The sequence below is a fragment of the Pseudomonas sp. IPO3774 genome, assembly GCF_013386835.1.
Classification (GTDB): Bacteria; Pseudomonadota; Gammaproteobacteria; order Pseudomonadales; family Pseudomonadaceae; genus Aquipseudomonas.
Genome location: NZ_JACAQY010000018.1, coordinates 170472 through 190725 on the forward strand (window position 1 = coordinate 170472; position 20254 = coordinate 190725).

The 20254-nt window shown below is 63.1% G+C and carries 23 protein-coding genes; 15 read left to right on the forward strand and 8 right to left on the reverse strand.

Annotation, left to right across the window (positions count from 1 at the left end; genetic code table 11):
- Nucleotides 1-90 precede the first annotated feature (90 nt).
- A complete protein-coding gene (gene ttcA, locus HYE77_RS12605; protein WP_008435321.1) occupies nt 91-915 on the forward strand; it encodes a tRNA 2-thiocytidine(32) synthetase TtcA in 825 nt (274 codons plus the stop codon).
- A gap of 67 nt (nt 916-982) precedes the next feature.
- Nucleotides 983-1654, forward strand: coding sequence for a DNA-3-methyladenine glycosylase I (locus HYE77_RS12610; RefSeq protein WP_004371396.1), 672 nt, complete (start codon nt 983-985; stop codon nt 1652-1654).
- A 107-nt stretch (nt 1655-1761) separates the two neighbouring features.
- Here the strand turns inward: HYE77_RS12610 and HYE77_RS12615 are convergent, their stop codons facing one another.
- From HYE77_RS12615 to arsC, 3 genes are read right to left on the reverse strand one after another with little or no spacing between them, the layout of a single operon-like run.
- Nucleotides 1762-2181: a DUF2069 domain-containing protein gene (locus HYE77_RS12615; RefSeq protein ID WP_004371393.1), complete on the reverse strand. Its 420-nt coding sequence runs from the start codon at nt 2179-2181 to the stop codon at nt 1762-1764.
- Nucleotides 2165-2779, reverse strand: a complete 615-nt coding sequence (wrbA, locus tag HYE77_RS12620; protein WP_004371390.1) for an NAD(P)H:quinone oxidoreductase — start codon at nt 2777-2779, stop codon at nt 2165-2167. Before wrbA ends, HYE77_RS12615 begins: the two co-directional genes overlap by 17 nt.
- Nucleotides 2776-3129, reverse strand: coding sequence for an arsenate reductase (glutaredoxin) (gene arsC, locus HYE77_RS12625; RefSeq protein WP_008435325.1), 354 nt, complete (start codon nt 3127-3129; stop codon nt 2776-2778). Before arsC ends, wrbA begins: the two co-directional genes overlap by 4 nt.
- 115 nt (nt 3130-3244) lie before the next feature.
- Here arsC and HYE77_RS12630 point away from each other — a divergent pair, with 115 nt between their 5' ends.
- Complete coding sequence (locus HYE77_RS12630; RefSeq protein ID WP_004371382.1) at nt 3245-3706, forward strand: TlpA disulfide reductase family protein; 462 nt, start codon at nt 3245-3247, stop codon at nt 3704-3706.
- 118 nt (nt 3707-3824) lie between these two features.
- Here the strand turns inward: HYE77_RS12630 and HYE77_RS12635 are convergent, their stop codons facing one another.
- The 4 genes from HYE77_RS12635 to HYE77_RS12650 all read right to left on the reverse strand — a co-directional run bounded on the left by HYE77_RS12635 (nt 3825) and on the right by HYE77_RS12650 (nt 8695).
- Complete coding sequence (locus HYE77_RS12635; RefSeq protein ID WP_004371380.1) at nt 3825-4229, reverse strand: META domain-containing protein; 405 nt, start codon at nt 4227-4229, stop codon at nt 3825-3827.
- Nucleotides 4226-4666 carry a hypothetical protein gene (locus HYE77_RS12640; RefSeq protein ID WP_177027683.1) on the reverse strand — a complete coding sequence of 147 codons (441 nt, stop codon included), beginning with the start codon at nt 4664-4666 and terminating at the stop codon, nt 4226-4228. Before HYE77_RS12640 ends, HYE77_RS12635 begins: the two co-directional genes overlap by 4 nt.
- A gap of 71 nt (nt 4667-4737) precedes the next feature.
- Nucleotides 4738-5727 (reverse strand): 2-hydroxyacid dehydrogenase, encoded by a 990-nt coding sequence (locus tag HYE77_RS12645; protein ID WP_177068839.1) that lies wholly within the window; start codon nt 5725-5727, stop codon nt 4738-4740.
- Between the two features lie 214 nt (nt 5728-5941).
- Nucleotides 5942-8695, reverse strand: a complete 2754-nt coding sequence (locus tag HYE77_RS12650) for a response regulator (protein WP_008434994.1) — start codon at nt 8693-8695, stop codon at nt 5942-5944.
- 205 nt (nt 8696-8900) lie between these two features.
- Here HYE77_RS12650 and HYE77_RS12655 point away from each other — a divergent pair, with 205 nt between their 5' ends.
- Together HYE77_RS12655 and HYE77_RS12660 are read left to right on the forward strand one after the other, a co-directional pair.
- Nucleotides 8901-9629, forward strand: coding sequence for a response regulator transcription factor (locus HYE77_RS12655; protein WP_004371371.1), 729 nt, complete (start codon nt 8901-8903; stop codon nt 9627-9629).
- Nucleotides 9616-10986: a sensor histidine kinase gene (locus tag HYE77_RS12660; protein WP_177068840.1), complete on the forward strand. Its 1371-nt coding sequence runs from the start codon at nt 9616-9618 to the stop codon at nt 10984-10986. Before HYE77_RS12655 ends, HYE77_RS12660 begins: the two co-directional genes overlap by 14 nt.
- Nucleotides 10987-10989: 3 nt before the next feature.
- On the opposite strand, the gene HYE77_RS12665 is transcribed toward HYE77_RS12660, so the two are convergent.
- On the reverse strand, nt 10990-11505 hold the full coding sequence (locus tag HYE77_RS12665; RefSeq protein ID WP_004371367.1) for a DUF2062 domain-containing protein: 516 nt from the start codon (nt 11503-11505) through the stop codon (nt 10990-10992).
- 147 nt (nt 11506-11652) lie between these two features.
- Between HYE77_RS12665 and HYE77_RS12670 the strand changes: the two genes are divergently transcribed.
- The 10 genes from HYE77_RS12670 to HYE77_RS12715 all read left to right on the forward strand — a co-directional run bounded on the left by HYE77_RS12670 (nt 11653) and on the right by HYE77_RS12715 (nt 20218).
- Nucleotides 11653-13944, forward strand: coding sequence for a DNA internalization-related competence protein ComEC/Rec2 (locus tag HYE77_RS12670; protein WP_177068841.1), 2292 nt, complete (start codon nt 11653-11655; stop codon nt 13942-13944).
- 31 nt (nt 13945-13975) lie between these two features.
- On the forward strand, nt 13976-14611 hold the full coding sequence (locus HYE77_RS12675) for a MotA/TolQ/ExbB proton channel family protein (RefSeq protein ID WP_004371363.1): 636 nt from the start codon (nt 13976-13978) through the stop codon (nt 14609-14611).
- Complete coding sequence (locus HYE77_RS12680; RefSeq protein WP_004371361.1) at nt 14608-15036, forward strand: biopolymer transporter ExbD; 429 nt, start codon at nt 14608-14610, stop codon at nt 15034-15036. The genes HYE77_RS12675 and HYE77_RS12680 overlap by 4 nt, the downstream gene beginning before the upstream one ends.
- Nucleotides 15036-16046, forward strand: coding sequence for a tetraacyldisaccharide 4'-kinase (gene lpxK, locus HYE77_RS12685; protein ID WP_177068842.1), 1011 nt, complete (start codon nt 15036-15038; stop codon nt 16044-16046). Before HYE77_RS12680 ends, lpxK begins: the two co-directional genes overlap by 1 nt.
- 24 nt (nt 16047-16070) lie before the next feature.
- The gene (locus tag HYE77_RS12690) at nt 16071-16256 is read left to right on the forward strand and encodes a Trm112 family protein (protein ID WP_003174668.1); all 186 of its coding nucleotides are present in this window, start codon (nt 16071-16073) and stop codon (nt 16254-16256) included.
- On the forward strand, nt 16253-17017 hold the full coding sequence (gene kdsB / locus HYE77_RS12695; protein ID WP_177068843.1) for a 3-deoxy-manno-octulosonate cytidylyltransferase: 765 nt from the start codon (nt 16253-16255) through the stop codon (nt 17015-17017). The genes HYE77_RS12690 and kdsB overlap by 4 nt, the downstream gene beginning before the upstream one ends.
- Complete coding sequence (locus tag HYE77_RS12700) at nt 17017-17481, forward strand: low molecular weight protein-tyrosine-phosphatase (RefSeq protein ID WP_004371338.1); 465 nt, start codon at nt 17017-17019, stop codon at nt 17479-17481. The genes kdsB and HYE77_RS12700 overlap by 1 nt, the downstream gene beginning before the upstream one ends.
- On the forward strand, nt 17478-18497 hold the full coding sequence (gene murB / locus HYE77_RS12705; RefSeq protein WP_004371335.1) for a UDP-N-acetylmuramate dehydrogenase: 1020 nt from the start codon (nt 17478-17480) through the stop codon (nt 18495-18497). The genes HYE77_RS12700 and murB overlap by 4 nt, the downstream gene beginning before the upstream one ends.
- A gap of 150 nt (nt 18498-18647) precedes the next feature.
- The gene (locus tag HYE77_RS12710) at nt 18648-19634 is read left to right on the forward strand and encodes an XdhC family protein (RefSeq protein ID WP_008434978.1); all 987 of its coding nucleotides are present in this window, start codon (nt 18648-18650) and stop codon (nt 19632-19634) included.
- Nucleotides 19631-20218 carry a nucleotidyltransferase family protein gene (locus HYE77_RS12715; RefSeq protein ID WP_177022196.1) on the forward strand — a complete coding sequence of 196 codons (588 nt, stop codon included), beginning with the start codon at nt 19631-19633 and terminating at the stop codon, nt 20216-20218. The genes HYE77_RS12710 and HYE77_RS12715 overlap by 4 nt, the downstream gene beginning before the upstream one ends.
- Nucleotides 20219-20254 lie beyond the last annotated feature (36 nt).

The window sequence follows — 20254 nt, forward strand, 5'->3', positions numbered from 1 at the left end:
GAGCAAGCCCGCTCCCACATTGGAACTCGGTCGTCCATCCCGGTAAAATACCCGGCTTTTCGTCACACACCTTTCGCGGATCCAAGCGCCATGGGCACTCTTACGGTCAACCAGAACAAACTGCAAAAACGCCTGCGTCGCCTGGCCGGCGAGGCAGTCGCCGATTTCAATATGATCGAAGAGGGCGACAAGGTCATGGTCTGCCTGTCCGGCGGCAAGGACAGTTACACCATGCTCGACGTGCTGATGCACCTGCAAAAGGTCGCGCCGATCAAGTTCGACATCGTTGCCGTGAACATGGACCAGAAGCAGCCGGGTTTTCCCGAGCATGTGCTGCCGGCCTACCTCAAGGAATTGGGGATCGAGTACCACATCGTCGAGAAAGACACCTATTCGGTGGTCAAGGAGCTGGTCCCGGAAGGCAAGACCACCTGCTCGCTGTGCTCGCGCCTGCGCCGTGGCACGCTCTATACGTTTGCCGACGAAATCGGCGCGACCAAGATGGCCCTCGGTCATCACCGCGATGACATCGTCGAAACCTTCTTCCTCAACATGTTCTTCAACGGCAGCCTCAAGGCCATGCCGCCCAAGCTGCGGGCCGATGACGGGCGCAACGTGGTGATACGCCCACTGGCGTACTGCCATGAGAAGGACATCCAGGCCTACTCCGACCTCAAGCAATTCCCGATCATCCCGTGCAACCTCTGCGGCTCCCAGGAAAACCTGCAGCGCCAGGTGGTCAAGGACATGCTCCAGGATTGGGACCGCAAGACCCCGGGCCGCGTCGACAGCATCTTCCGCAGCTTGCAGAACGTGCAGCCGTCGCAGTTGGCCGACCGTAACCTGTTCGACTTCACCAGCCTGCGTATCGACGAAAGTGCGGCGTCGCGCTTCGTCAACGTAGTGAACCTCTGAGTGTTTTCACCGCTCTGACAGACGGCGCTCCTGGGCGCCGTTTTCATTTCAATCCTTAGGAGAGGGCATGCGCGATTACAAGTGGCTGCACGAATATTGTCTGAACCGGTTTGGTTCGGCGGCCGAGCTGGAAGCCCACCTGCCTGTGCCCCTGACCCCGGCGAAACTGCGCAAGATCAGCGATGACCGCTACCTGTCGACCCTGTCGCTGCGGGTGTTTCGTGCCGGCCTGAAGCACAGCGTGGTGGACGCCAAGTGGCCGGCCTTCGAGCAGGTGTTCTTTGGGTTTGACCCGGAAAAAGTCGTACTCATGGGCGCCGAGCACCTGGAGCGGCTGATGCAGGACACGCGCATCATCCGTCACCTGGGCAAGCTCAAGAGCGTGCCGCGCAATGCGCAGATGATTCTGGATATCGAGAAGGAAAAAGGCAGCTTCGGCGGGTTTATTGCCGACTGGCCGGTGACCGATATCGTCGGCCTGTGGAAGTACCTGAGCAAGCACGGCCACCAGTTGGGCGGGCTGTCGGCGCCACGCTTTTTGCGGATGGTGGGCAAGGACACGTTCGTGCCGAGCTATGACGTGGTGGCGGCGCTGAATGCGCAGAAGATCGTCGACAAGGTGCCCACCAGCCTGCGGGACCTGGCCACGGTGCAGGGCGCATTCAACCAGTGGCATGCCGAGAGCGGGCGGCCGATGTGCCAGTTGTCGATGATGCTGGCTTACACCGTGAATCATTGATACCGGGTTGATGCCATCGCAGGCAAGCCAGCTCCCACACTTGGAATGCATTCCTCTGTGGGAGCTGGCTTGCCTGCGATAGCGGCAGGTCAGGCACTACAAAAGCATCAGGCAGGCAATCCTTCCCCCGCCAACCGCCGATTCAGCTGATGCCGGTACCGCACATACATCAACGCCGTGCAGAACACCGCCAGGCTCGCCAGCATTTCCAGCACACCAAACCACTGCCTGTTCGGGTCATACGCCGCCAGCGCGCCCTTGATGAAATACAGGTTCACCACAAAGCACATCCATGAATGCCCGCGCGCGCTGCCCAGGATCATCCCCGGCGCCAGCAACAGCAGCGGCACCAATTCGATCAGCAGAATCACCCACGGCCGCGCGCCATGCAGATCGGCGAACACCAGGTAGTAGGCGCACAGCAGCCCCACCAATCCCAGGAACGCCAGCAGGCTCAACGCCCGCATCGCCTTGACCCGTGGCTCCAGCCATGCCTGGGGCGGCAGTACCTTAGGCTTCCTGGCCACGGCCGTTCTCCAGCAGCGCAGCGGTCTTCGCCAGGCGCAGGCCGAGGGCGCGGCACAGGGCGATCTCGTGTTGATCCAGCGCACGCTTGCCGTCGGCACCGGAATGGTGGCTGGCGCCATAAGGCGTACCGCCGCCCTTGGTGTCGAGCAGCGCCTGTTCACTGTAGGGCAGTCCGGTGATCAGCATGCCGTGGTGCAGCAGCGGCAGCAGCATCGACATCAGCGTGGTCTCCTGGCCGCCGTGCAGGCTGGCGGTGGAGGTGAACACACCCGCCGGCTTGCCGACCAGGGCGCCGGTCAGCCACAGGTTGCTGGTGCCGTCGAGAAAGTACTTGAGCGGCGCGGCCATGTTGCCGAAACGGGTCGGGCTGCCCAGCGCCAGGCCTGCGCAGTTCTTCAGGTCGTCGAGGCTGCAGTACAGCGGGCCGTCGACCGGAATGTCCGGCGCCACGGCCTCGCATTCACTGGAGATGGCCGGCACGGTGCGCAGCCGCGCCTCAAGCCCGGCTTGCTCGATGCCCCGGGCAATCTGCCGGGCCATTTCGCTGACTGAACCGTTTCGGCTGTAATACAACACCAGCACATACGGCGCACTCACGAAACCAGCTCCAGGATGTTCTCCGGTGGGCGGCCGATCACGGCCTTGTCGGCGGTGGCGAGGATCGGGCGCTCCATCAGTTTCGGATGAGCGGCGATGGCAGCGATCAACTGTGCTTCGCTGAGGCTGGTGTCACCCAGGTTGAGGGTTTTATATTCGTCCTCGCCGGTACGCAGCAGTTGCCGCGCGCTGATGTTCAGCTTGCCCAGCAGGGCCTGCAATTGCGCGGCGTCGAGCGGGGTTTCCAGGTAGCGCACCACCGTCGGTGTGAGGCCACGGGCTTCCAGCAGTTCGAGCGCACCGCGGGATTTCGAGCAGCGCGGGTTGTGATAAAGCGTCAGATCGGTCATGTGCGGGTCGCATCTTGCGTAAGGTGGCGGGTATTCTACCCGCGCTGCGCCGCGTCCTTAAACCATGAGAGGCGATAGGCCGCAGCCAACGTTCATTTTTACGAAGGATTACCCCATGACGAGGCGACTGTTAGGCGCATTGGCAATCATCGGCACACTGCTGCTCAGCGGCTGTGGCAATGATTATGGCGTTGACCAATATGGTCAGAAAGTGGCCGCCGAACGCCTGGACAAGCAATGGCTGGTGGTTAACTACTGGGCCGAATGGTGTGGCCCGTGCCGTACCGAAATCCCGGAACTCAACGCCTTGGCCGAACAGCTCAAGGGCCAGTCGGTGGGGGTGTTCGGGGTAAATTTCGACAACGTCCAGGGTGAAGAGCTCAAGAGCGCCAGCGAGAAGCTGGGCATCAAGTTCACCGTATTGGCGCAGAACCCGGACGGGATCTTCGACATTCCCCGCAGTGAAGCCTTGCCGGTGACCTACATCATTGATGACAAGGGCAAGGTGCGCGAGCAACTGATGGGTGAGCAGACGGCGGAAGGGGTGTTGGCCAAGCTCAAGGCGTTGCGCGGATAAAAAATGTGGGAGCGGGCTTGCTCGCGAATGCGGTGTGACAGTCACCGGATACATCGACTGATCCACCGCTTTCGCGAGCAAGCCCGCTCCCACATTTAGACCTGCTGCGCCTTACAGATCAGCCTTCTTCCAGCCACAACCGCAACGGCTTGCCATCCGCCGGCCAGAAACGGGTCTGTTCGATCGGCGAAATGTCCCAGCGCTGCACGCCCTGCAGGGCCTGGAAGAAGCGGTGCTCCTGCTCCATCAGCGCTTCGGCGCAGAGTTTGCGGGTGCTGCCGACCTTGCCGAAGCTCAGCTTGTCGCCATCCAGGGTGTAGGGCGCGAACCAATGGTTGCAGCCACCATTGCCGTAGGCCCGGCCATCGGCGCCGAGGGTCACGGTCAGGTGGGCGTAATCCATCAGCGGCCGCTCACCGATCCATTCCACCACGTAGCTGTGATCCTGCTTGAGCTTGACCTCGTCGCTGGCGCAGCCCGCAAGGCCTGCACCCAGCACGGCCAGCATCAGCAGGGCTTTCATTGCGCGGCCTGCTGGCATTTCGGGCAGCGGTGCTTGTCACCCAGGGTGGCCCAGCCCAACTCGGTAACCCGTGCAGTGGCGGCCGGTTGCAGCGGTTCCTTGGTCAGCTTGGTTTCCACTGCGAATTCAAACTCCAGCACGTTTTCGCAGCTGTCGCAGTTGACCTTCCAGGTGTGAATCTCCAGTTCGCCGAATTTCGGCCCCTGGGCCATGGCGACCCACTGGCCCGCCGGGCGGATGGAGTAGCGCGCATCGCCTTCGACGGTCAGGCGCATCGACAGGGTTTTGCTGCCGCGCAGGGTGACGATCAGAACGTCGCCGTTCTTGATCGAGCCACCGTTGCCGGTGACTTGATAACGGCCCGGCACCAGGGCCCGGCATTCGATCAGGGTGTGTTGCGGGCTCAGCAAGCTGAAGCGGAAATCGTGTTCGGCCATGGATCCTCCAAATAGGCGCGGCATCCTATCATGCGCCGCTACCCATCATGGCGCGGCTATGTGACCGCTGATCATCCTTCGACGAGGTTTTGCGCCTGCCCGCCAGCCCACGCCGCGATGTTGGCCAGGGTGGTGCCGGCAATCGCCCCCAGCGCCTCGCGGGTCAGGAAGGCCTGATGCGCGGTGATGATCACATTGGGGAAGGTCAGCAGGCGCGCCAATACGTCGTCTTGCAGGGGCAGGTCCGAGCGGTCTTCGAAAAACAGCTGGGCCTCTTCTTCATACACATCCAGCCCCAGATAGCCGAGCTGGCCGTCCTTGAGTGCGTCGATCAGCGCCGGGGTGTCCACCAGGCCGCCGCGCCCGGTGTTGATGAGCATCGCGCCGGGCTGCATATGGGCGAGGCTTTGGGCGTTGATCAGGTGTTTGCTGTCCGCCGTCAGCGGGCAATGCAGGCTGATGACCTGTGACTCGCCCAGCAACTGCGGCAGGCTCACATACCGGGCGCCAAGAGCCTCGACCTGCGGATTGGGGTAGGGGTCGTAGGCCAGCAGCCGGCAGCCGAACCCGGCCATGATCTTGGCGAACGTGGCGCCGATCTGCCCGGTGCCGACCACGCCGACGGTCTTGCCCACCAGGTCGAACCCGGTCAGGCCGTGCAGGCTGAAGTCACCGTCGCGGGTGCGGTTGTAGGCGCGGTGCAGGCGGCGATTGAGGGCCAGGATCAACGCGACCGCATGTTCGGCCACCGCATGGGGCGAATAGGCCGGCACCCGCACGATGGTCAGGCCCAGGCGTTTGGCGGCGGGCAGGTCGACATGGTTATAACCGGCCGAGCGCAGGGCGATCAGACGGGTGCCGCCGTTGGCCAGTTGTTCCAGCACCGGGGCGCTGAGGTCGTCATTGATAAAGGCGCAGACCACTTCGTGGTGTTCGGCCAGGGCCACGGTGTCGAGGTTCAGCCGGGCCGGCTGGAATTGCAGCTGCATGCCTTCGGGCAGCGGTTGGGCGAGAAAGCTGTCGCGGTCGTAGGTCTGGCTGCTGAAGAGGATGATGCGCATCAAATATTCCTTCTTGATGATGGAAAGCTGATTTTGTGGCGAGGGGGCTTGTCTGTGGTGAGGAAGCTTACTGTGGCGAGGAGCTTGCTGTGGCGAGGGAGCTTGCTCCCGCTGGGCTGCGCAGCGGCCCCAAAATCCTGGGAGCGCTTCGCACTCCAGCGGGAGCAAGCTCCCTCGCCACAGCAAGCCTCCCTGTCCACATTGCCCCGAAAGTTTACGCGCTGACCCGCGCCTCGCTGGCCAGCCGGGCAATCGCCATGTCCAGTTCATCCAGGGCCGGCATGGCCTTGGCGTCGTCCTGCTTGAGCAGAGTCTCGGCCCGTTGGCAGGCCGCACGCAGTTGCGGCACGCCGCAATACCGGGTGGCGCCGTGCAGGCGGTGCACCCGTTCGATCAGGGCGTTGCGGTCATTGGCGTCACGGGCGACGCGAATCGCTTCACGGTCCGCTTCCAGCGAGGCCAGCAGCATCGCGAGCATGTCTGCCGCCAGATCCGCCTTACCGGCCGCCAGGCGCAAACCTTCTTCATGGTCCAGTACCGGCAATTGCGTGGCATGCCCGAAACTTTCGGTGCCACGGTCCGGGCCCTGGTTGCGCAGGGCCAGCCCGGTCCATTTCAACACCACCTGGGCCAGTTGCCGTTCGCTGATGGGTTTGGTCAGGTAATCATCCATGCCGCTTTGCAGCAGGGCGCGTTTTTCGTTGGCCATCGCATGGGCCGTCAGCGCGACGATGGGCAGCGGTGTGCCATGGCGTTCGCTTTCCCACGTGCGGATTGCCTCGGTGCTCTGGCGACCGTCCATCCCCGGCATCTGCACGTCCATCAGCACCAGGTCGAAGGCTTCCTGCTTCACTGCCTCGATGGCCGAGTAACCGCTTTCCACCGCCTGGACCTTGGCGCCCATGTCTTCCAGCAGGGTTTGCACCAGCAGCAGGTTGGCCGGGTTGTCGTCGACACACAGCACCCGCGGCGCGCGGCTGGACAGGGGCTCGCCGGGTTCGCTGCGCAGCGGGCGCGGGCTGATCAGGTCGGCCAGGGCGCGACGCAGTTTGCGGGTGCACGCGGGCTTGGCCTGCAACTGGCTGTTGGGGTTGGGCACCGAGGGGTTGAACAGCAGCTGTTCGGTGGTCGGGCACAACACCAGTACCTTGCAGCCCAGGTGTTCGAGGTCCCACAGGTGTTGGTTCAAACGCTCCGGCGGAATGTCGTTGGCGGTGATGCCCAGCACGGCCAGGTCAATCGCCTGTTCGGTCTGGTGGGCGCTGGTGATGCCGTTGGTCAGGCTTTCCAGGCTGTTGAACGGGGTGACTTCCAGGCCGCAGTCTTCCAGCTGATGTTGCAGGGCCTGGCGCGCCAGCTCGTGGTTTTCCAGCACCGCCACGCGCCGGCCCAGCAGCGGCGCGGAGGGCAGGTCTTCGATATCGTCACGGGTTTTCGGCAGGTTCAGGCTGATCCAGAATTCCGAGCCTTCTCCCGGCGTGCTATCGACGCCGATCTCACCGCCCATCTGTTCGATCAGGCGCTTGGAAATCACCAGGCCAAGGCCGGTCCCGCCGGGTTGGCGTGACAGCGAATTGTCCGCCTGGCTGAACGCCTGGAACAGTGCCCGCACATCCTGGTTCGACAGGCCGATGCCGGTGTCCTGCACGCTGATGCGCAGTTGTACGCTGTCTTCCTGTTCGTCTTCAATCATGGCGCGGGCAACGATGGTGCCTTCGCGGGTGAACTTGATCGCGTTGCTCACCAGGTTCGTGAGGATCTGCTTGAGCCGCAGCGGGTCACCCACCAGGGCGAGCGGCGTGTCGCGGTAGACCAGGCTCACCAGCTCCAGCTGTTTGGCGTGGGCGGCCGGGGCGAGGATGGTCAGGGTGTCTTGCAGCAAGTCCCGCAGGTTGAACGGGATGCTGTCGAGCACCAGCTTGCCGGCCTCGATTTTCGAGAAGTCGAGGATTTCGTTGATGATGCCCAGCAGGTTGTCGGCGGATTTTTCGATGGTGCCCAGGTAATCCAGCTGGCGCGGTGACAGTTCGCTTTTCTGCAACAAATGGGTGAAACCAAGGATGCCGTTCAACGGCGTGCGGATCTCATGGCTCATGTTGGCCAGAAACTCCGACTTGATGCGGCTGGCTTCCAGGGCTTCCTTGCGGGCCAGGTCCAACTCGATGTTCTGGATCTCGATGGTTTCGAGGTTTTGCCGCACGTCTTCGGTGGCCTGGTCGATGCTGTGTTGCAATTCTTCCTGGGCGTTTTGCAGGGTCTCGGCCATGCGGTTGATGCCCGAGGCCAGGTGATCCAGCTCCTGGCTGCCCAGGGGTGGCAAGCGGGTTTCCAGATTGCCGTCCTTGAGTTGCGCGACGGCCTGTTTGATCAGGCCGATCGGTGAGTTGATCGTACGGCTGATGCGCAAGGCGAGGGCTGCCGTGCAGATCAGGCCGATGGCGATCAGCAGCAGGCTCGCGAACAGGCTGCGGTAGCCACGCAGCAACATGCCGTTGTGGGACAGTTCCAGCTCGACCCAGCCCAGCAGGCGGTCGGATTCATCCGGGATCAGTTCACCGGCGAGGTTGCGATGGCGGCCGAACACCGGCAGCAGATAACGGGTGGCGTCATTGCCGGTGCGCTGCAGCAGGTGCGAACTGTTGCCGATGGGCGGCTGGTTGAGCATGGTCGGCCCGGCGTGGGCCAGGGGCGTGCGGTCGGGCCCGAGGAACGACACGGCGCGCACATCGGTTTGTTCCAGGGACTGGGTGGCGATGCGTTCCAGCAGGTCGGTGTTCCTGGTGCCGAGGGCCGGGGCCACCAGCGGCGCCAGTTGCTCGGCGATCATCTCGCCGCGTTGCAGCAACTGCGACTGCAACTCCGAAAGCTGCATCCAGGTGAAGTACCCGCCCAGCAGCAACGCCATCAGGCTGGTAGGCAATAAGGTCAGCAACAGTACGCGGCCTTTTATCCCCATTCTTTTAAGCACGCCACTCTCCTGCTACCACACTGTTGTCGAATTCCACGCAGGCATCCGGCCCGCGCCACCTGCGCAGTGTAGCCATTTGCGCGGCGGGGAATCTTGCAAAATTAATGACCTGAGGCAAACCTTGGGCCGCCGGACGCCCGGCGGCGGTTGCTCATGGGGGGGCAATCTTGAATAATCAGTCATTGAGAATGACTTGCAGACGCTAATGAATCCCGCAGCACTTGGCTTACCCAGTATCCTGGCGATTGAAGACGATCCTGTGCTTGGCGCCTATGTCCATGAGCAATTGGGCCTCTGTGGCTTCCAGGTGACCTGGTGCCAGAATGGCCAGCAGGGCCTGCAAATGGCCCGCGATCAGCGCTTCGACGTGGTGTTGATGGACATCCTGCTGCCGGGCATGGACGGGTTGTCGGTGCTCACGCATTTGCGCCAGAGCCATTCGATGCCGGTGATCCTGATGTCGGCCCTGGGGGCCGAAGCCGATCGCATCAGCGGTTTTCGCCTGGGGGCCGACGATTACCTGCCCAAGCCGTTCAGCATGGCCGAGTTGCGGGTGCGCATCGAAGCGATCCTGCGCCGGGTCGCCCTGGACCGGCGGCCGTTGCCGGCCCTGGCGGCGGTGCGCGGCGATGCCCGCAGCCTGCGTTTCGATGACGAGCTGTGTGATGTGTTTCACCGGGAGCAGTGGGCCGGCCTGACCCGCAGCGAATATCGCCTGTTGGAAACCCTGCACCGCAACGCCGAAGAAGTCCTCAGCAAAGCCTTCCTCTACCAGCATGTGTTCCAGCGCGGCTATGCGCCCCATGACCGCAGCCTGGACATGCACATCAGCCAGATTCGTCGCAAGCTCAAGGCTGTCGGCTACAGCGAGCGGGAAGTGCGCACGGTGTGGGGCAAGGGCTATGTGTTGAGCGGTCACGATGACGGGCTTTAAAGCCGCGTTCAAACGGCTGCCGGGCAAGCATTCGTTATTCTGGAAACTGGCCTGCCTGCTGATCGCGTTTTGCTTGCTGATGATCTGGCTCAGTTGGTCATGGGGCCGGTATATGGAAGAGCAGAATGCCTTTCTGTCCAGCGAGGCCCGCGCCACCCTGAGCGGTTATGCCGCTGGCGCGGAACTGGCCTGGAACAAGGGCGGCAACGCCGGTGTGGACGAATGGTTGCACACCCTGGGCCAGCGCGAGCGCACCTGGGTGGGGGTCATCGGCAACGACCTGCAATCCCTGAGCAGCTACCCACTGACGGACAAGGAGAGCCAGCGCCTGACCTTCCTGCGCGGCCTGGACTGGCCCGTCAGCCGGCATGCCAAGGGCCTGCCGTGGTTGAAAATCCCGTTCCCGCTCGACCCGGGTGCGGGCTCCCTGGTGATCGAGTTGCCGCGGCGTTTCATGCCCGGGCAAAACCAGCTGCTCTGGCGGATCGTCACCAATGGCGTGATTCCCGGCCTGTTCACCCTGCTGCTGTGCATCGGCCTCTACCGGCTGTTGATCATGCCTCTCAACCACCTGCGAGAGCAGGCCAACGCCTGGCGTGCCGATCAACTGGGCACCCGGCTTTCCCGCGACACCACCAGCCGCCAGGATGAACTGGGGGAATTGGGCCGCGCGTTTGACCAGATGTCTGAACGCCTGCAAGGCACCGTGGCCCTGCAACAGCAACTGCTGCGGGATTTGTCCCATGAGTTGCGCACACCGTTGAGCCGCCTGCGCGTGGCCAGTGACAGCGAGCAGGACCTGACCCAGCTGCGCGAGCGCCTGGGGAGGGAAATCGACGGCATGCAGCGCCTGGTGGACGACACCCTGCAACTGGCCTGGCTCGACACCGAACGCGCGCCGTTGCCCAAGGAAGACATCCAGGTGCAGGCGCTGTGGGACATACTCCGGGAAAACGCCTGTTTTGAAAGTGGCTGGCCGGCTTCACGCTTGCAGTGCGAGCTGGGGGCCGACTGCTGGGTGCGCGGTCATCTGAACCTGCTGGCCCAGGCATTGGAGAACATCCTGCGCAATGCCATCCGGCACTCTGCGCAATACGGAACGGTGCAATTGGGCGGGCAGCGTGAGGGGGATCACTGGCACTTGTGGCTGGAAGACCAGGGCGGCGGGATCGATGAGGTGGAGTTGGAGCGAATCTTTGCGCCATTCACCCGGCTGGACGGTTCAAGGCCCGGCGACGGCGGCTTTGGCCTGGGCTTGAGCATTGCGCGCAACGCTGTGCAGCGTCAGGACGGCAGCCTGTGGGCGGAAAATACCGGCCAGGGTTTACGTGTGCACATGCGCTTGCTGGCGCGCTAACGGTTACAACCTGCGCTGTTTGCGTTTTTTCCACTGTCGGGCCACCCACCAGCGCCAATAGCCCATGGTCAGGCAATAACCCAGCACCGCCATCACCAGCCCCAGTACTACCGAGCCCAGCAGGAACGGTTGCCACAGCGTCGACAACTGCCCGCTGATCCATTCCCAGGTCAGCTCGTCGGGCATGCTGCGGGGTGGCACATTCATCAGCCAGGCCCCGGTCATGTAGGTGCAGAAAAACACCGGCGGCATGGTAATCGGGTTGGTCAACCAGACCAGGCTCACGGCAATCGGCATGTTGCCGCGCACGCTGATGGCGAGGACCGCTGCCAGCAGCATCTGCAAGGGAATGGGGATGAATGCCGCGAACAGGCCAACGGCCATGGCCCGCGCGACCGAGTGCCGATTGAGGTGCCAGAGATTCGGGTCATGCAGCAACTTGCCGAGAAAGCGTAAGGACTTGTGTTCCCGAATGCTGGTCGGATCGGGCATGTACCGTTTGAATAAGCGCCGTGGCATAAGGGGTCCAGGTCAGTTCGAGGGGCAAGTATGCCCGCATTCCACGAACGTGAAATTCAGACTTTGTGACAAATAATAATAGGCCACACCGCTAGCCCGGCTAAGACTCAATGGGTCGCTTTCAAGGAAAGATCCATGAGAACAGGGATGTTCGCACTCGCGCTGGGGCTGCTCGCCTTGCGTTTTTTACCCGCGTTGCCGTCCGGCGGCTGGCTGTTGCTGATGCCGGTGCTGGCCCTGATGCTGTTGCCTTTTCGTACCTATCCGCTGGGGTTTTTCCTGCTTGGCCTGGGCTGGGCATGCCTCAGCGCGCAGTGGGCGCTGGATGACCGGTTGGCCCCGCATCTGGATGGCCAGACCCGCTGGGTGGAAGGGCGTGTCAGCGGGTTACCGCAGCAGATGGGCGACGGTGTGCGCTTCGAACTGACCGACAGCCGGTCACGCAAGGACCTGCTTCCCAAGCGCATTCGCGTGTCCTGGCGCGGCGGCCCACCGGTTAAGAGCGGTGAGCGCTGGCGACTGGCGGTGACTCTCAAGCGTCCTTCCGGATTGCTCAATGCCGATGGCTTTGACTATGAAGCCTGGCTGCTGGCCCAGCGGATTGGCGCCACCGGCTCGGTCAAGGACGGCCAACTGCTGGCACCGCCACGACATGCCTGGCGCGACGGGATTCGCCAGCGGCTCCTGGCAGTGGATGCCCAGGGGCGAGAGGCGGGCCTGGCGGCGCTGGTGCTCGGCGATGGTTCCGGGTTGGCCGCCGAGGATTGGCGGGTCCTGCAAGCCACTGGCACCGTGCATTTACTGGTGATATCCGGGCAGCACATCGGCCTGCTGGCGGGGTTGATCTATGGCCTGGTCGCCGGTCTTGCGCGCTACGGGGGTTGGCCGAAACCTTTGCCGTGGCTGCCCTGGGCCTGCGGCCTGGCGTTTGCTGCAGCGCTGGGCTACGGCCTGCTGGCAGGTTTCGAGGTGCCGGTGCAACGGGCCTGTGTGATGGTGGGCCTGGTATTGCTGTGGCGTCTGCGGTTTCGTCACCTGGGAATCTGGTGGCCGCTGTTGCTGGCGCTGGACGCGGTGCTGATCCTCGAACCGCTGGCCAGCCTGCAGCCGGGGTTCTGGTTGTCTTTTGCGGCTGTTGCGGTGCTGATTTTGGCGTTCAGTGGCCGATTGGGCCCCTGGCCCTTGTGGCAAGCCTGGACCCGCGCCCAATGGTTGATTGCCATCGGCCTGTTTCCGCTGCTGCTGGTGCTCGGCCTGCCCATCAGCCTGAGCGGGCCGCTGGCCAACCTGGTTGCGGTGCCGTGGATCAGCCTGGTGGTGCTGCCCCTGGCCTTGCTGGGTACGGTGTTATTGCCGCTGCCTTATATAGGAGAGGGGTTGTTATGGCTGGCGGGCGGCACACTGGACGGGCTGTTCAAGGCACTGGCGCTGCTGGCGCAGTACTTGCCGGCCTGGATACCGGCGCAAGTGCCCATTGGCTATTGGCTGGTGAGCCTGCTGGGGGCAGTGCTGTTATTGCTGCCCAAGGGCGTTCCGTTTCGGCTGCTGGGTTGGCCGATGTTGCTGCTGGCGGTGTTTCCGCCGCGGGAGTCGATACCTCATGGGCTGGTCGAGGTGGTGCAACTGGACGTCGGCCAGGGGTTGGCGATCATCCTGCGTACCCGCAACCATGTACTGCTGTATGACGCCGGGCCGCGCTCCGGTGAGTTCGATCTTGGCGCGCGTGTCGTATTGCCTGCGTTGCGCAAGCTGGGTGTCGCAGAGCTGGACGTGATGCTGCTCAGTCATGCCGATGCCGATCATGCCGGCGGCGCGTTGGCCGTCGCCCAAGGGTTGCCGGTCAAGCGTGTGGTGGGCGGTGAGACGGCACGGCTGCCGGCCTCGCTCGGTACCCTGGCGTGTGTCAGCGGCGAGCAGTGGGAGTGGGACGGCGTGAGGTTCGAGCTATGGCAATGGCCTGATGCGACGGACGGTAACCAGATGTCCTGCGTGTTGCGGGTGCAGGCCAATGGCGAGCGCTTGTTGCTGACCGGGGATATTGACCATGACGCCGAGCGGGCATTGCTGGCCACTCCCATGGGCGCTCCTGTCGATTGGCTGCAAGCGCCGCACCACGGCAGCCGCAGCTCGTCGTCATGGGCCTTTCTACAGCGCCTGGCACCCAAGGCCGTGTTAATTTCCCGGGGGCGCAGCAATGGGTTTGGCCACCCGCATCCACAGGTGCTGGAGCGTTACCAGGCCATGGGCAGCGCGATTTATGACAGTGCCGAGCAAGGCGCACTCCGCCTGCAACTGGGCACCTTCCAGCCGCCGCTGGCCGCGCGCAGCCAGCGGCGTTTCTGGCGCGAGCGCCCGCCGCAAAACAGCGTTACCAAAGAGCGGCCCCTGCGTCAGGATGCTCTGGGGCAGGCCAGCCCTTCCACCGGACCCTTATGGTAAAGTGGCGCACTTTTTCGAGGGGACATTCACTGTGTGGGAATTGGTCAAATCCGGCGGCTGGATGATGTTGCCGATCATTTTGAGTTCCATCGCCGCACTCGGCATCATCGCCGAACGCCTATGGACCCTGCGTGCCAGCCGTGTAACGCCTGACCACCTGCTGGGCCAGGTCTGGGGCTGGATCAAGAACAAGCAGCTCGACAAGACAAAGCTCAAGGAACTGCGCGCCAACTCGCCCCTGGGTGAAATCCTCGCCGCCGGCCTCGCCAACTCCAAGCACGGTCGCGAGATCATGAAGGAGTGCATCGAAGAGGCCGCCGCCCGGGTCATCCATGAGCTGGAGCGCTACATCAATGCCCTGGGCACCATCGCCGCCATGGCACCGTTGCTCGGCCTGCTCGGTACGGTACTGGGCATGATCGATATTTTCAGCTCATTCATGGGGTCGGGCATGACCACCAACGCCGCAGTGCTGGCCGGTGGTATTTCCAAGGCATTGATCACCACGGCGGCGGGCCTGATGGTCGGTATTCCTTCGGTGTTCTTCCACCGTTTCCTGCAACGGCGCATCGACGAACTGGTGGTGGGCATGGAGCAGGAAGCCATCAAGCTGGTGGAAGTGGTACAGGGCGACCGTGACGTGGACCTGGTTGAGGGCAACGCGTGAAATTTCGTCGCAAGCAACGGGAAAACGTCGATATCAACCTGGCGTCGTTGATCGACGTGGTGTTTATCCTGCTGCTGTTTTTTGTCGTCACCACCACCTTTACCCGGGAAACCCAGCTGCGCGTCGACCTGCCGGAAGCCGTCAGCGGTTCGCCGGCGGAAGACCAGCAGGCCAAGCAACTGGACATCGCCATCAGCGCCGATGGCGTGTTCTCGGTGAATAACCAGTTGCTGGAGAAAAACGACCTGGCCAGCCTGATGGAAGCGCTGCAAAAAGAGTCTGGTGGGGACACTAACTTGCCACTGTCCATCAGCGCCGATGGCAACACCAAGCACCAGGCCGTGATCACGGCGATGGACGCTGCCGGCAAGCTCGGCTTCAGCCATTTGCGCATGACCACCGTCGAGGCGGCGAGCCAACCCTGATGGCCATGACTGATCGTTTGCTCAAGGCCTGGTACGAAGGCCATCCGGCACTTGCGTTATTGCAGCCGCTGGAATCCCTCTATCGCCGGGTGGTGCAGCGCAAGCGCGCACGGTTCCTGGCGGGCGAGGGCGAGATCTATCAGTCGCCGGTGCCGGTCGTGGTGGTAGGCAATATCACGGTGGGTGGCACCGGCAAGACGCCCATGATTCTCTGGCTGATCGACCATTGCCAGCGCAGCGGTTTGCGCGTCGGTGTGGTCAGCCGCGGTTATGGCGCCAAGCCGCCACAGTTTCCATGGCGCGTAGAGGCTGATCAAACCGCTGCGGTGGCGGGGGACGAACCCCTGCTGATCGTGCAGCGCAGCGGCGTGCCGCTGATGATCGACCCCGACCGCAGCCGCGCCGTGAGGGCGCTGTTGGCCAGCGAAACCCTCGACCTGATCCTCTCCGACGACGGCCTGCAACATTACCGCCTGGCCCGTGACCTGGAACTGGTGTTGATTGACGCCGCCCGCGGGCTGGGTAACCGTCGCTGCCTGCCGGCGGGGCCGTTGCGTGAGCCGGTCGAGCGTTTGCAGAGCGTCGATGCGCTGCTTTACAACGGCGCAGGTTCTGACCGTGACGACGGCTATGCCTTCCGTCTGTTGCCTGCCGCGCTGGTCAACCTGCATACCGGCGAGCGTAAACCCGTCGAACACTTCCCGGTGGGGCAGCAGGTACATGCGGTGGCCGGCATCGGCAACCCGCAACGTTTCTTCAACACCCTTGAAACGCTACACTGGCGCCCAATACCCCATGCTTTTGCCGACCACGCGCCGTACAGCGCCGAGGTCTTGAATTTCACACCGGCACTGCCGTTGGTCATGACTGAAAAGGACGCGGTGAAGTGCCGCGCCTTTGCCAGGCCCGACTGGTGGTACCTTGCGGTGGACGCGGCACCGTCACCGGCGTTTATCGCCTGGTTCGACACGCAGTTGATGCGCTTGCTGCCCGCTCGCCTTTTGCCTTAAAACGCTGCTCTCCAGGACATACTCATGGACACCAAACTGCTCGATATCCTCGCTTGCCCGATCTGCAAGGGGCCGCTCAAGCTCAGCGCCGACAAAACCGAGCTGATCAGCAAGGGCGCCGGCCTGGCGTACCCGATTCGTGATGGCATTCCGGTAATGCTCGAAAGCGAAGCCCGCACCCTGACCACCGACGAGCGCCTGGATAAATGACCACCGCCTTCACCGTTGTCATCCCGTCCCGCTACGCCTCCACCCGCCTGCCCGGCAAGCCGCTGCAACTGATCGGCAACAAGCCGATGATCCAGCTGGTGTGGGAACAGGCCTGCAAAAGCAGCGCCGAAAGGGTAGTGGTGGCCACCGACGATCCGCGCATCATCGAGGCCTGCAAAGGCTTTGGTGCCGAAGCGGTGCTGACCCGTGAAGACCACAACTCCGGTACCGACCGCCTGGCCGAAGTGGCCACCAAGCTGGGCCTGGCGGCGGACGCCATCGTGGTCAACGTGCAAGGTGACGAGCCGTTGATTCCGCCCAGAGTGATCGATCAGGTGGCGGCCAACCTGGCAGCCCATGGCGAAGCGCGCATGGCGACCCTGGCCGAGCCGATTGAAGACATCGAGACCCTGTTCAACCCCAACGTGGTGAAAGTGGTCAGCGACATCAATGGCCTGGCGCTGACCTTCAGCCGCTCCACCTTGCCGTGGGCGCGGGATGCGTTCGCCAAACAGCCTGACGTGCTGCCGGCTGGCGTGCCTTACCGTCGCCACATCGGCATCTACGCCTACCGCGCCGGTTTCCTGCACGACTTCGTGAGCTGGGGCCCGTGCTGGCTGGAAAATACCGAATCCCTGGAACAACTGCGTGCCCTGTGGCACGGCGTGCGCATTCATGTGGGCGATGCCCTGGAAGCGCCGCCGGCGGGCGTCGACACCCCTGAAGACCTCGAGCGCGTCCGTCGCCTGCTGGGGGCCTGATGCAGGTTCTGTTCGTCTGCCTGGGCAACATCTGCCGTTCGCCCACGGCAGAAGGCGTTCTGCGCCACAAATTGCGCGAAGCCGGCCTGGCCGATCAGGTTGAAGTGGCCTCTGCCGGTACCGGTGATTGGCACGTCGGCAACCCACCGGACAAGCGCAGCCAGCGTGCAGCGCTGCAACGCGGCTACGACCTGTCGGCCCAGCGTGCACAACAGGTGTCGCGTGCCGACTTTTCCCGCTACGACCTGATCCTCGCCATGGACCAGAGCAACCTGCGCAACCTCAAGGCCATGCAGCCGGCTCAAGGCAAGGCGGACCTGGACCTGTTCCTGCGCCGCTACGACTCGGTGGTGGATGAAGTGCCGGACCCGTACTACGAAGGTGACCAGGGCTTTGAAACTGTCCTCGACCTGATCGAGCGCGCCTGTGACCTGTTGGTGATTGAATTGAAGGGCCGGTTATGACTTTGCAGGTACGGGCACAGGTTTCGCTCAAGCCGTTCAACAGCTTTGGCATCGACGTGCGTGCCCGGCTGTTTGCCGAGGCCCACAATGACGCCGACGTGCGTGAGGCCCTGGCCTGTGCCGCCGAGCAACAACTGCCGTTGCTGGTGATTGGCGGTGGCAGCAACTTGCTGTTGACCCAGGATATTGACGCACTGGTGCTGCGCATGGCCAGCCAGGGCATCCGGGTGTTGCACGACGATGGCGTGCAGGTCGTGGTTGAGGCCGAAGCGGGCGAAGCCTGGCATCCGTTTGTGCTGTGGACCCTGGCCCAGGGCTTTTCCGGCCTGGAAAACCTCAGCCTGATTCCCGGCACGGTCGGCGCCGCACCGATGCAGAACATCGGCGCCTACGGTGTAGAGATCAAGGATGTATTCAGCGGCCTGACCGCCCTTGATCGCCAGACCGGCGAACTGCGGGATTTCAGCCTGGCCGAGTGCAACTTTGCCTACCGCGACAGCCTGTTCAAGCACGAAGTGGGGCGCTGGCTGATCCTGCGGGTGCGTTTTGCCCTGAGCCGCGCCGTGCATCTGAAACTTGAATACGGGCCGGTGCGACAGCGCCTGACCGAGCAAGGCATCGCGCAGGCCACGCCCAGCGATGTCAGCCGCGCGATTTGCAGCATTCGTAGCGAGAAACTGCCCGACCCGGCGGTGCTCGGCAATGCGGGGAGTTTCTTCAAGAACCCGCTGGTGTCCCAGGCACTGGCTGCCGAGTTGCAGCGTCAATACCCGGACCTGGTGGCTTACCCCCAGGCCGACGGGCAGATGAAACTGGCCGCCGGCTGGCTGATCGACAAGGCCGGCTGGAAAGGCTTTCGCGATGGCGATGCCGGCGTGCATCGCTTGCAGGCACTGGTATTGGTGAACTACGGCGCGGCCAGCGGCCAGGACATTGCCGGGCTCGCGCTGCGTATCCAGCAGGACATCGAAAAACGCTTCAAGGTGGTGCTGGAAATGGAGCCGAATCGCTATTGAACTAAGCTTGTTTTTTGACGCACCAAGCCCTGCATTGCAGGGCTTTTTTATTGCCGGTGAGTTAACTTAGCTGACTACCGATATTTTTGATCAACCCATAGATGCTGTTTATCAAAATCAGTTGCAAGGTTGGCGGGAGGCGAAAGCCTGATGGACAGTGTTGATCTGAATGTATTACGCAGCGTGCTGGAATGGCGCCTCGCCGGGCAGCGAGTGGTGCTGTACAGCGTGGTCCAGACCTGGGGCAGCGCCCCGCGTCCGCCGGGGGCGATGCTGGCCTTGCGCGGCGACGGGGTGGTGATTGGCTCGGTGTCCGGCGGCTGCATCGAGGACGACTTGATCGCCCGGTTGCAGGACGGTCGGCTGCCTGACGACGGGCCGCCGGTGCAGCTGGTCACCTACGGTGTCACCCGGGACGAAGCGGCGCGTTTTGGCCTGCCGTGTGGCGGCACCTTGCGTCTCACCGAAGAGCGGGTGAGTGATCCGGGTTGGGTAGCTGAACTGCTGGCGCGCTGTGAGGCCCACGAGATTGTCGCCCGTGAGTTGGACCTGGCCACAGGCGAGGTGGTGTTGAGCGGTGCGAGCAAGACCGATGTGGTCAGCTTCAACGGCGAGCGTTTGCGCGCGATTTACGGTCCGCGCTGGCGCCTTCTGCTGATCGGCGCGGGCCAGCTGTCACGTTATGTGGCGGAAATGGCTCGGTTGCTGGATTTCGAAGTGCTGATCTGCGACCCGCGCCAGGAGTTTGTTTATGGCTGGGAGGAGCAGCACGGGCGCTTTGTGCCGGGTATGCCGGATGAAGCGGTGTTGAATATCCAGACCGATGAACGCACCGCCATTGTCGCGCTCACCCATGACCCGCGCCTGGATGACATGGCGTTGCTGACGGCCCTCAATTCCCGGGCGTTCTACATAGGCGCGCTGGGTTCGCGGGTCAACAGCCAGAAGCGCCGGGAAAACCTCGCGGCACTGGGGCTCAGTGCGGACGCCATTGCGCGGCTGCATGGGCCGATTGGCCTGCATATCGGCAGCCATACGCCGGCGGAAATCGCCTTGTCGTTGATGGCGGAAATCGTCGCCATCAAGAACGGGATCGATCTGCTGCAGAAAAAGCCGTTGCAGGCAGCGGTCAGTTGACGGGCATCGCCGTAATCATCCTGGCGGCGGGGCAGGGCAGTCGTTTTCGGGCCGAGGCGGGTGCCGATCAGGACAAGTTGCTGGCGCCCTGCGTGGGCCGGGATGGCATCACGCGGCCGGTGATCGAGCAGGTATTGGTGAATCTGCCGCCTGTGGCTACGAGACGTTGGCTGGTGACGTCACCGGATCGCACCGAAGTGATTCGGTTGGCTAAGGTGCACGGTTGCGAAGTATTGCTTTTGCGCTCGCCGGGCATGGGTGACAGCATCGCCGCAGCGGTGGCGGCCAGTGGGCCGTCGGCTGGTTGGCTGGTGGTGTTGGGGGATATGCCGTTTATCCTGCCGGCAAGTATCGAGCAAGTGATGGCAGGTCTGGAGGAAGACGGTATCAGCGCCCCGGTGCATGCAGGTCAGTACGGGCACCCCGTGGGGTTTGGCCGTTCATTCGGCCCGGCCTTGATCGCGCTGACCGGAGACCGCGGGGCAAAACCGTTATTTGCCAAGGCTTCGGTGCAGGAAGTCGTAGTCGATGATCCCGGTGTGTTGTGGGACGTCGATGTGCCAGGGTTGTTGGACTACCGCTAACTGATGTAACGGGCATAAAAAAGCCCCGCCTGATCA

Excerpts from the sequence above, each read along its gene's own strand:
- HYE77_RS12700 (WP_004371338.1), top strand. The coding sequence starts at position 17,017 with ATGCAGGTTCTGTTCGTCTGCCTGGGCAACATCTGCCGTTCGCCCACG.
- HYE77_RS12690 (WP_003174668.1), top strand. The coding sequence starts at position 16,071 with ATGGACACCAAACTGCTCGATATCCTCGCTTGCCCGATCTGCAAGGGG.
- kdsB (WP_177068843.1), top strand. The coding sequence starts at position 16,253 with ATGACCACCGCCTTCACCGTTGTCATCCCGTCCCGCTACGCCTCCACC.
- HYE77_RS12655 (WP_004371371.1), top strand. The coding sequence starts at position 8,901 with ATGAATCCCGCAGCACTTGGCTTACCCAGTATCCTGGCGATTGAAGAC.
- HYE77_RS12710 (WP_008434978.1), top strand. The coding sequence starts at position 18,648 with ATGGACAGTGTTGATCTGAATGTATTACGCAGCGTGCTGGAATGGCGC.
- HYE77_RS12610 (WP_004371396.1), top strand. The coding sequence starts at position 983 with ATGCGCGATTACAAGTGGCTGCACGAATATTGTCTGAACCGGTTTGGT.
- HYE77_RS12670 (WP_177068841.1), top strand. The coding sequence starts at position 11,653 with ATGTTCGCACTCGCGCTGGGGCTGCTCGCCTTGCGTTTTTTACCCGCG.
- lpxK (WP_177068842.1), top strand. The coding sequence starts at position 15,036 with ATGGCCATGACTGATCGTTTGCTCAAGGCCTGGTACGAAGGCCATCCG.
- ttcA (WP_008435321.1), top strand. The coding sequence starts at position 91 with ATGGGCACTCTTACGGTCAACCAGAACAAACTGCAAAAACGCCTGCGT.
- HYE77_RS12665 (WP_004371367.1), bottom strand. The coding sequence starts at position 11,505 with ATGCCACGGCGCTTATTCAAACGGTACATGCCCGATCCGACCAGCATT.
- HYE77_RS12645 (WP_177068839.1), bottom strand. The coding sequence starts at position 5,727 with ATGCGCATCATCCTCTTCAGCAGCCAGACCTACGACCGCGACAGCTTT.
- HYE77_RS12660 (WP_177068840.1), top strand. The coding sequence starts at position 9,616 with ATGACGGGCTTTAAAGCCGCGTTCAAACGGCTGCCGGGCAAGCATTCG.
- HYE77_RS12630 (WP_004371382.1), top strand. The coding sequence starts at position 3,245 with ATGACGAGGCGACTGTTAGGCGCATTGGCAATCATCGGCACACTGCTG.
- HYE77_RS12635 (WP_004371380.1), bottom strand. The coding sequence starts at position 4,229 with ATGAAAGCCCTGCTGATGCTGGCCGTGCTGGGTGCAGGCCTTGCGGGC.
- arsC (WP_008435325.1), bottom strand. The coding sequence starts at position 3,129 with ATGACCGATCTGACGCTTTATCACAACCCGCGCTGCTCGAAATCCCGC.
- HYE77_RS12640 (WP_177027683.1), bottom strand. The coding sequence starts at position 4,666 with ATGGCCGAACACGATTTCCGCTTCAGCTTGCTGAGCCCGCAACACACC.
- murB (WP_004371335.1), top strand. The coding sequence starts at position 17,478 with ATGACTTTGCAGGTACGGGCACAGGTTTCGCTCAAGCCGTTCAACAGC.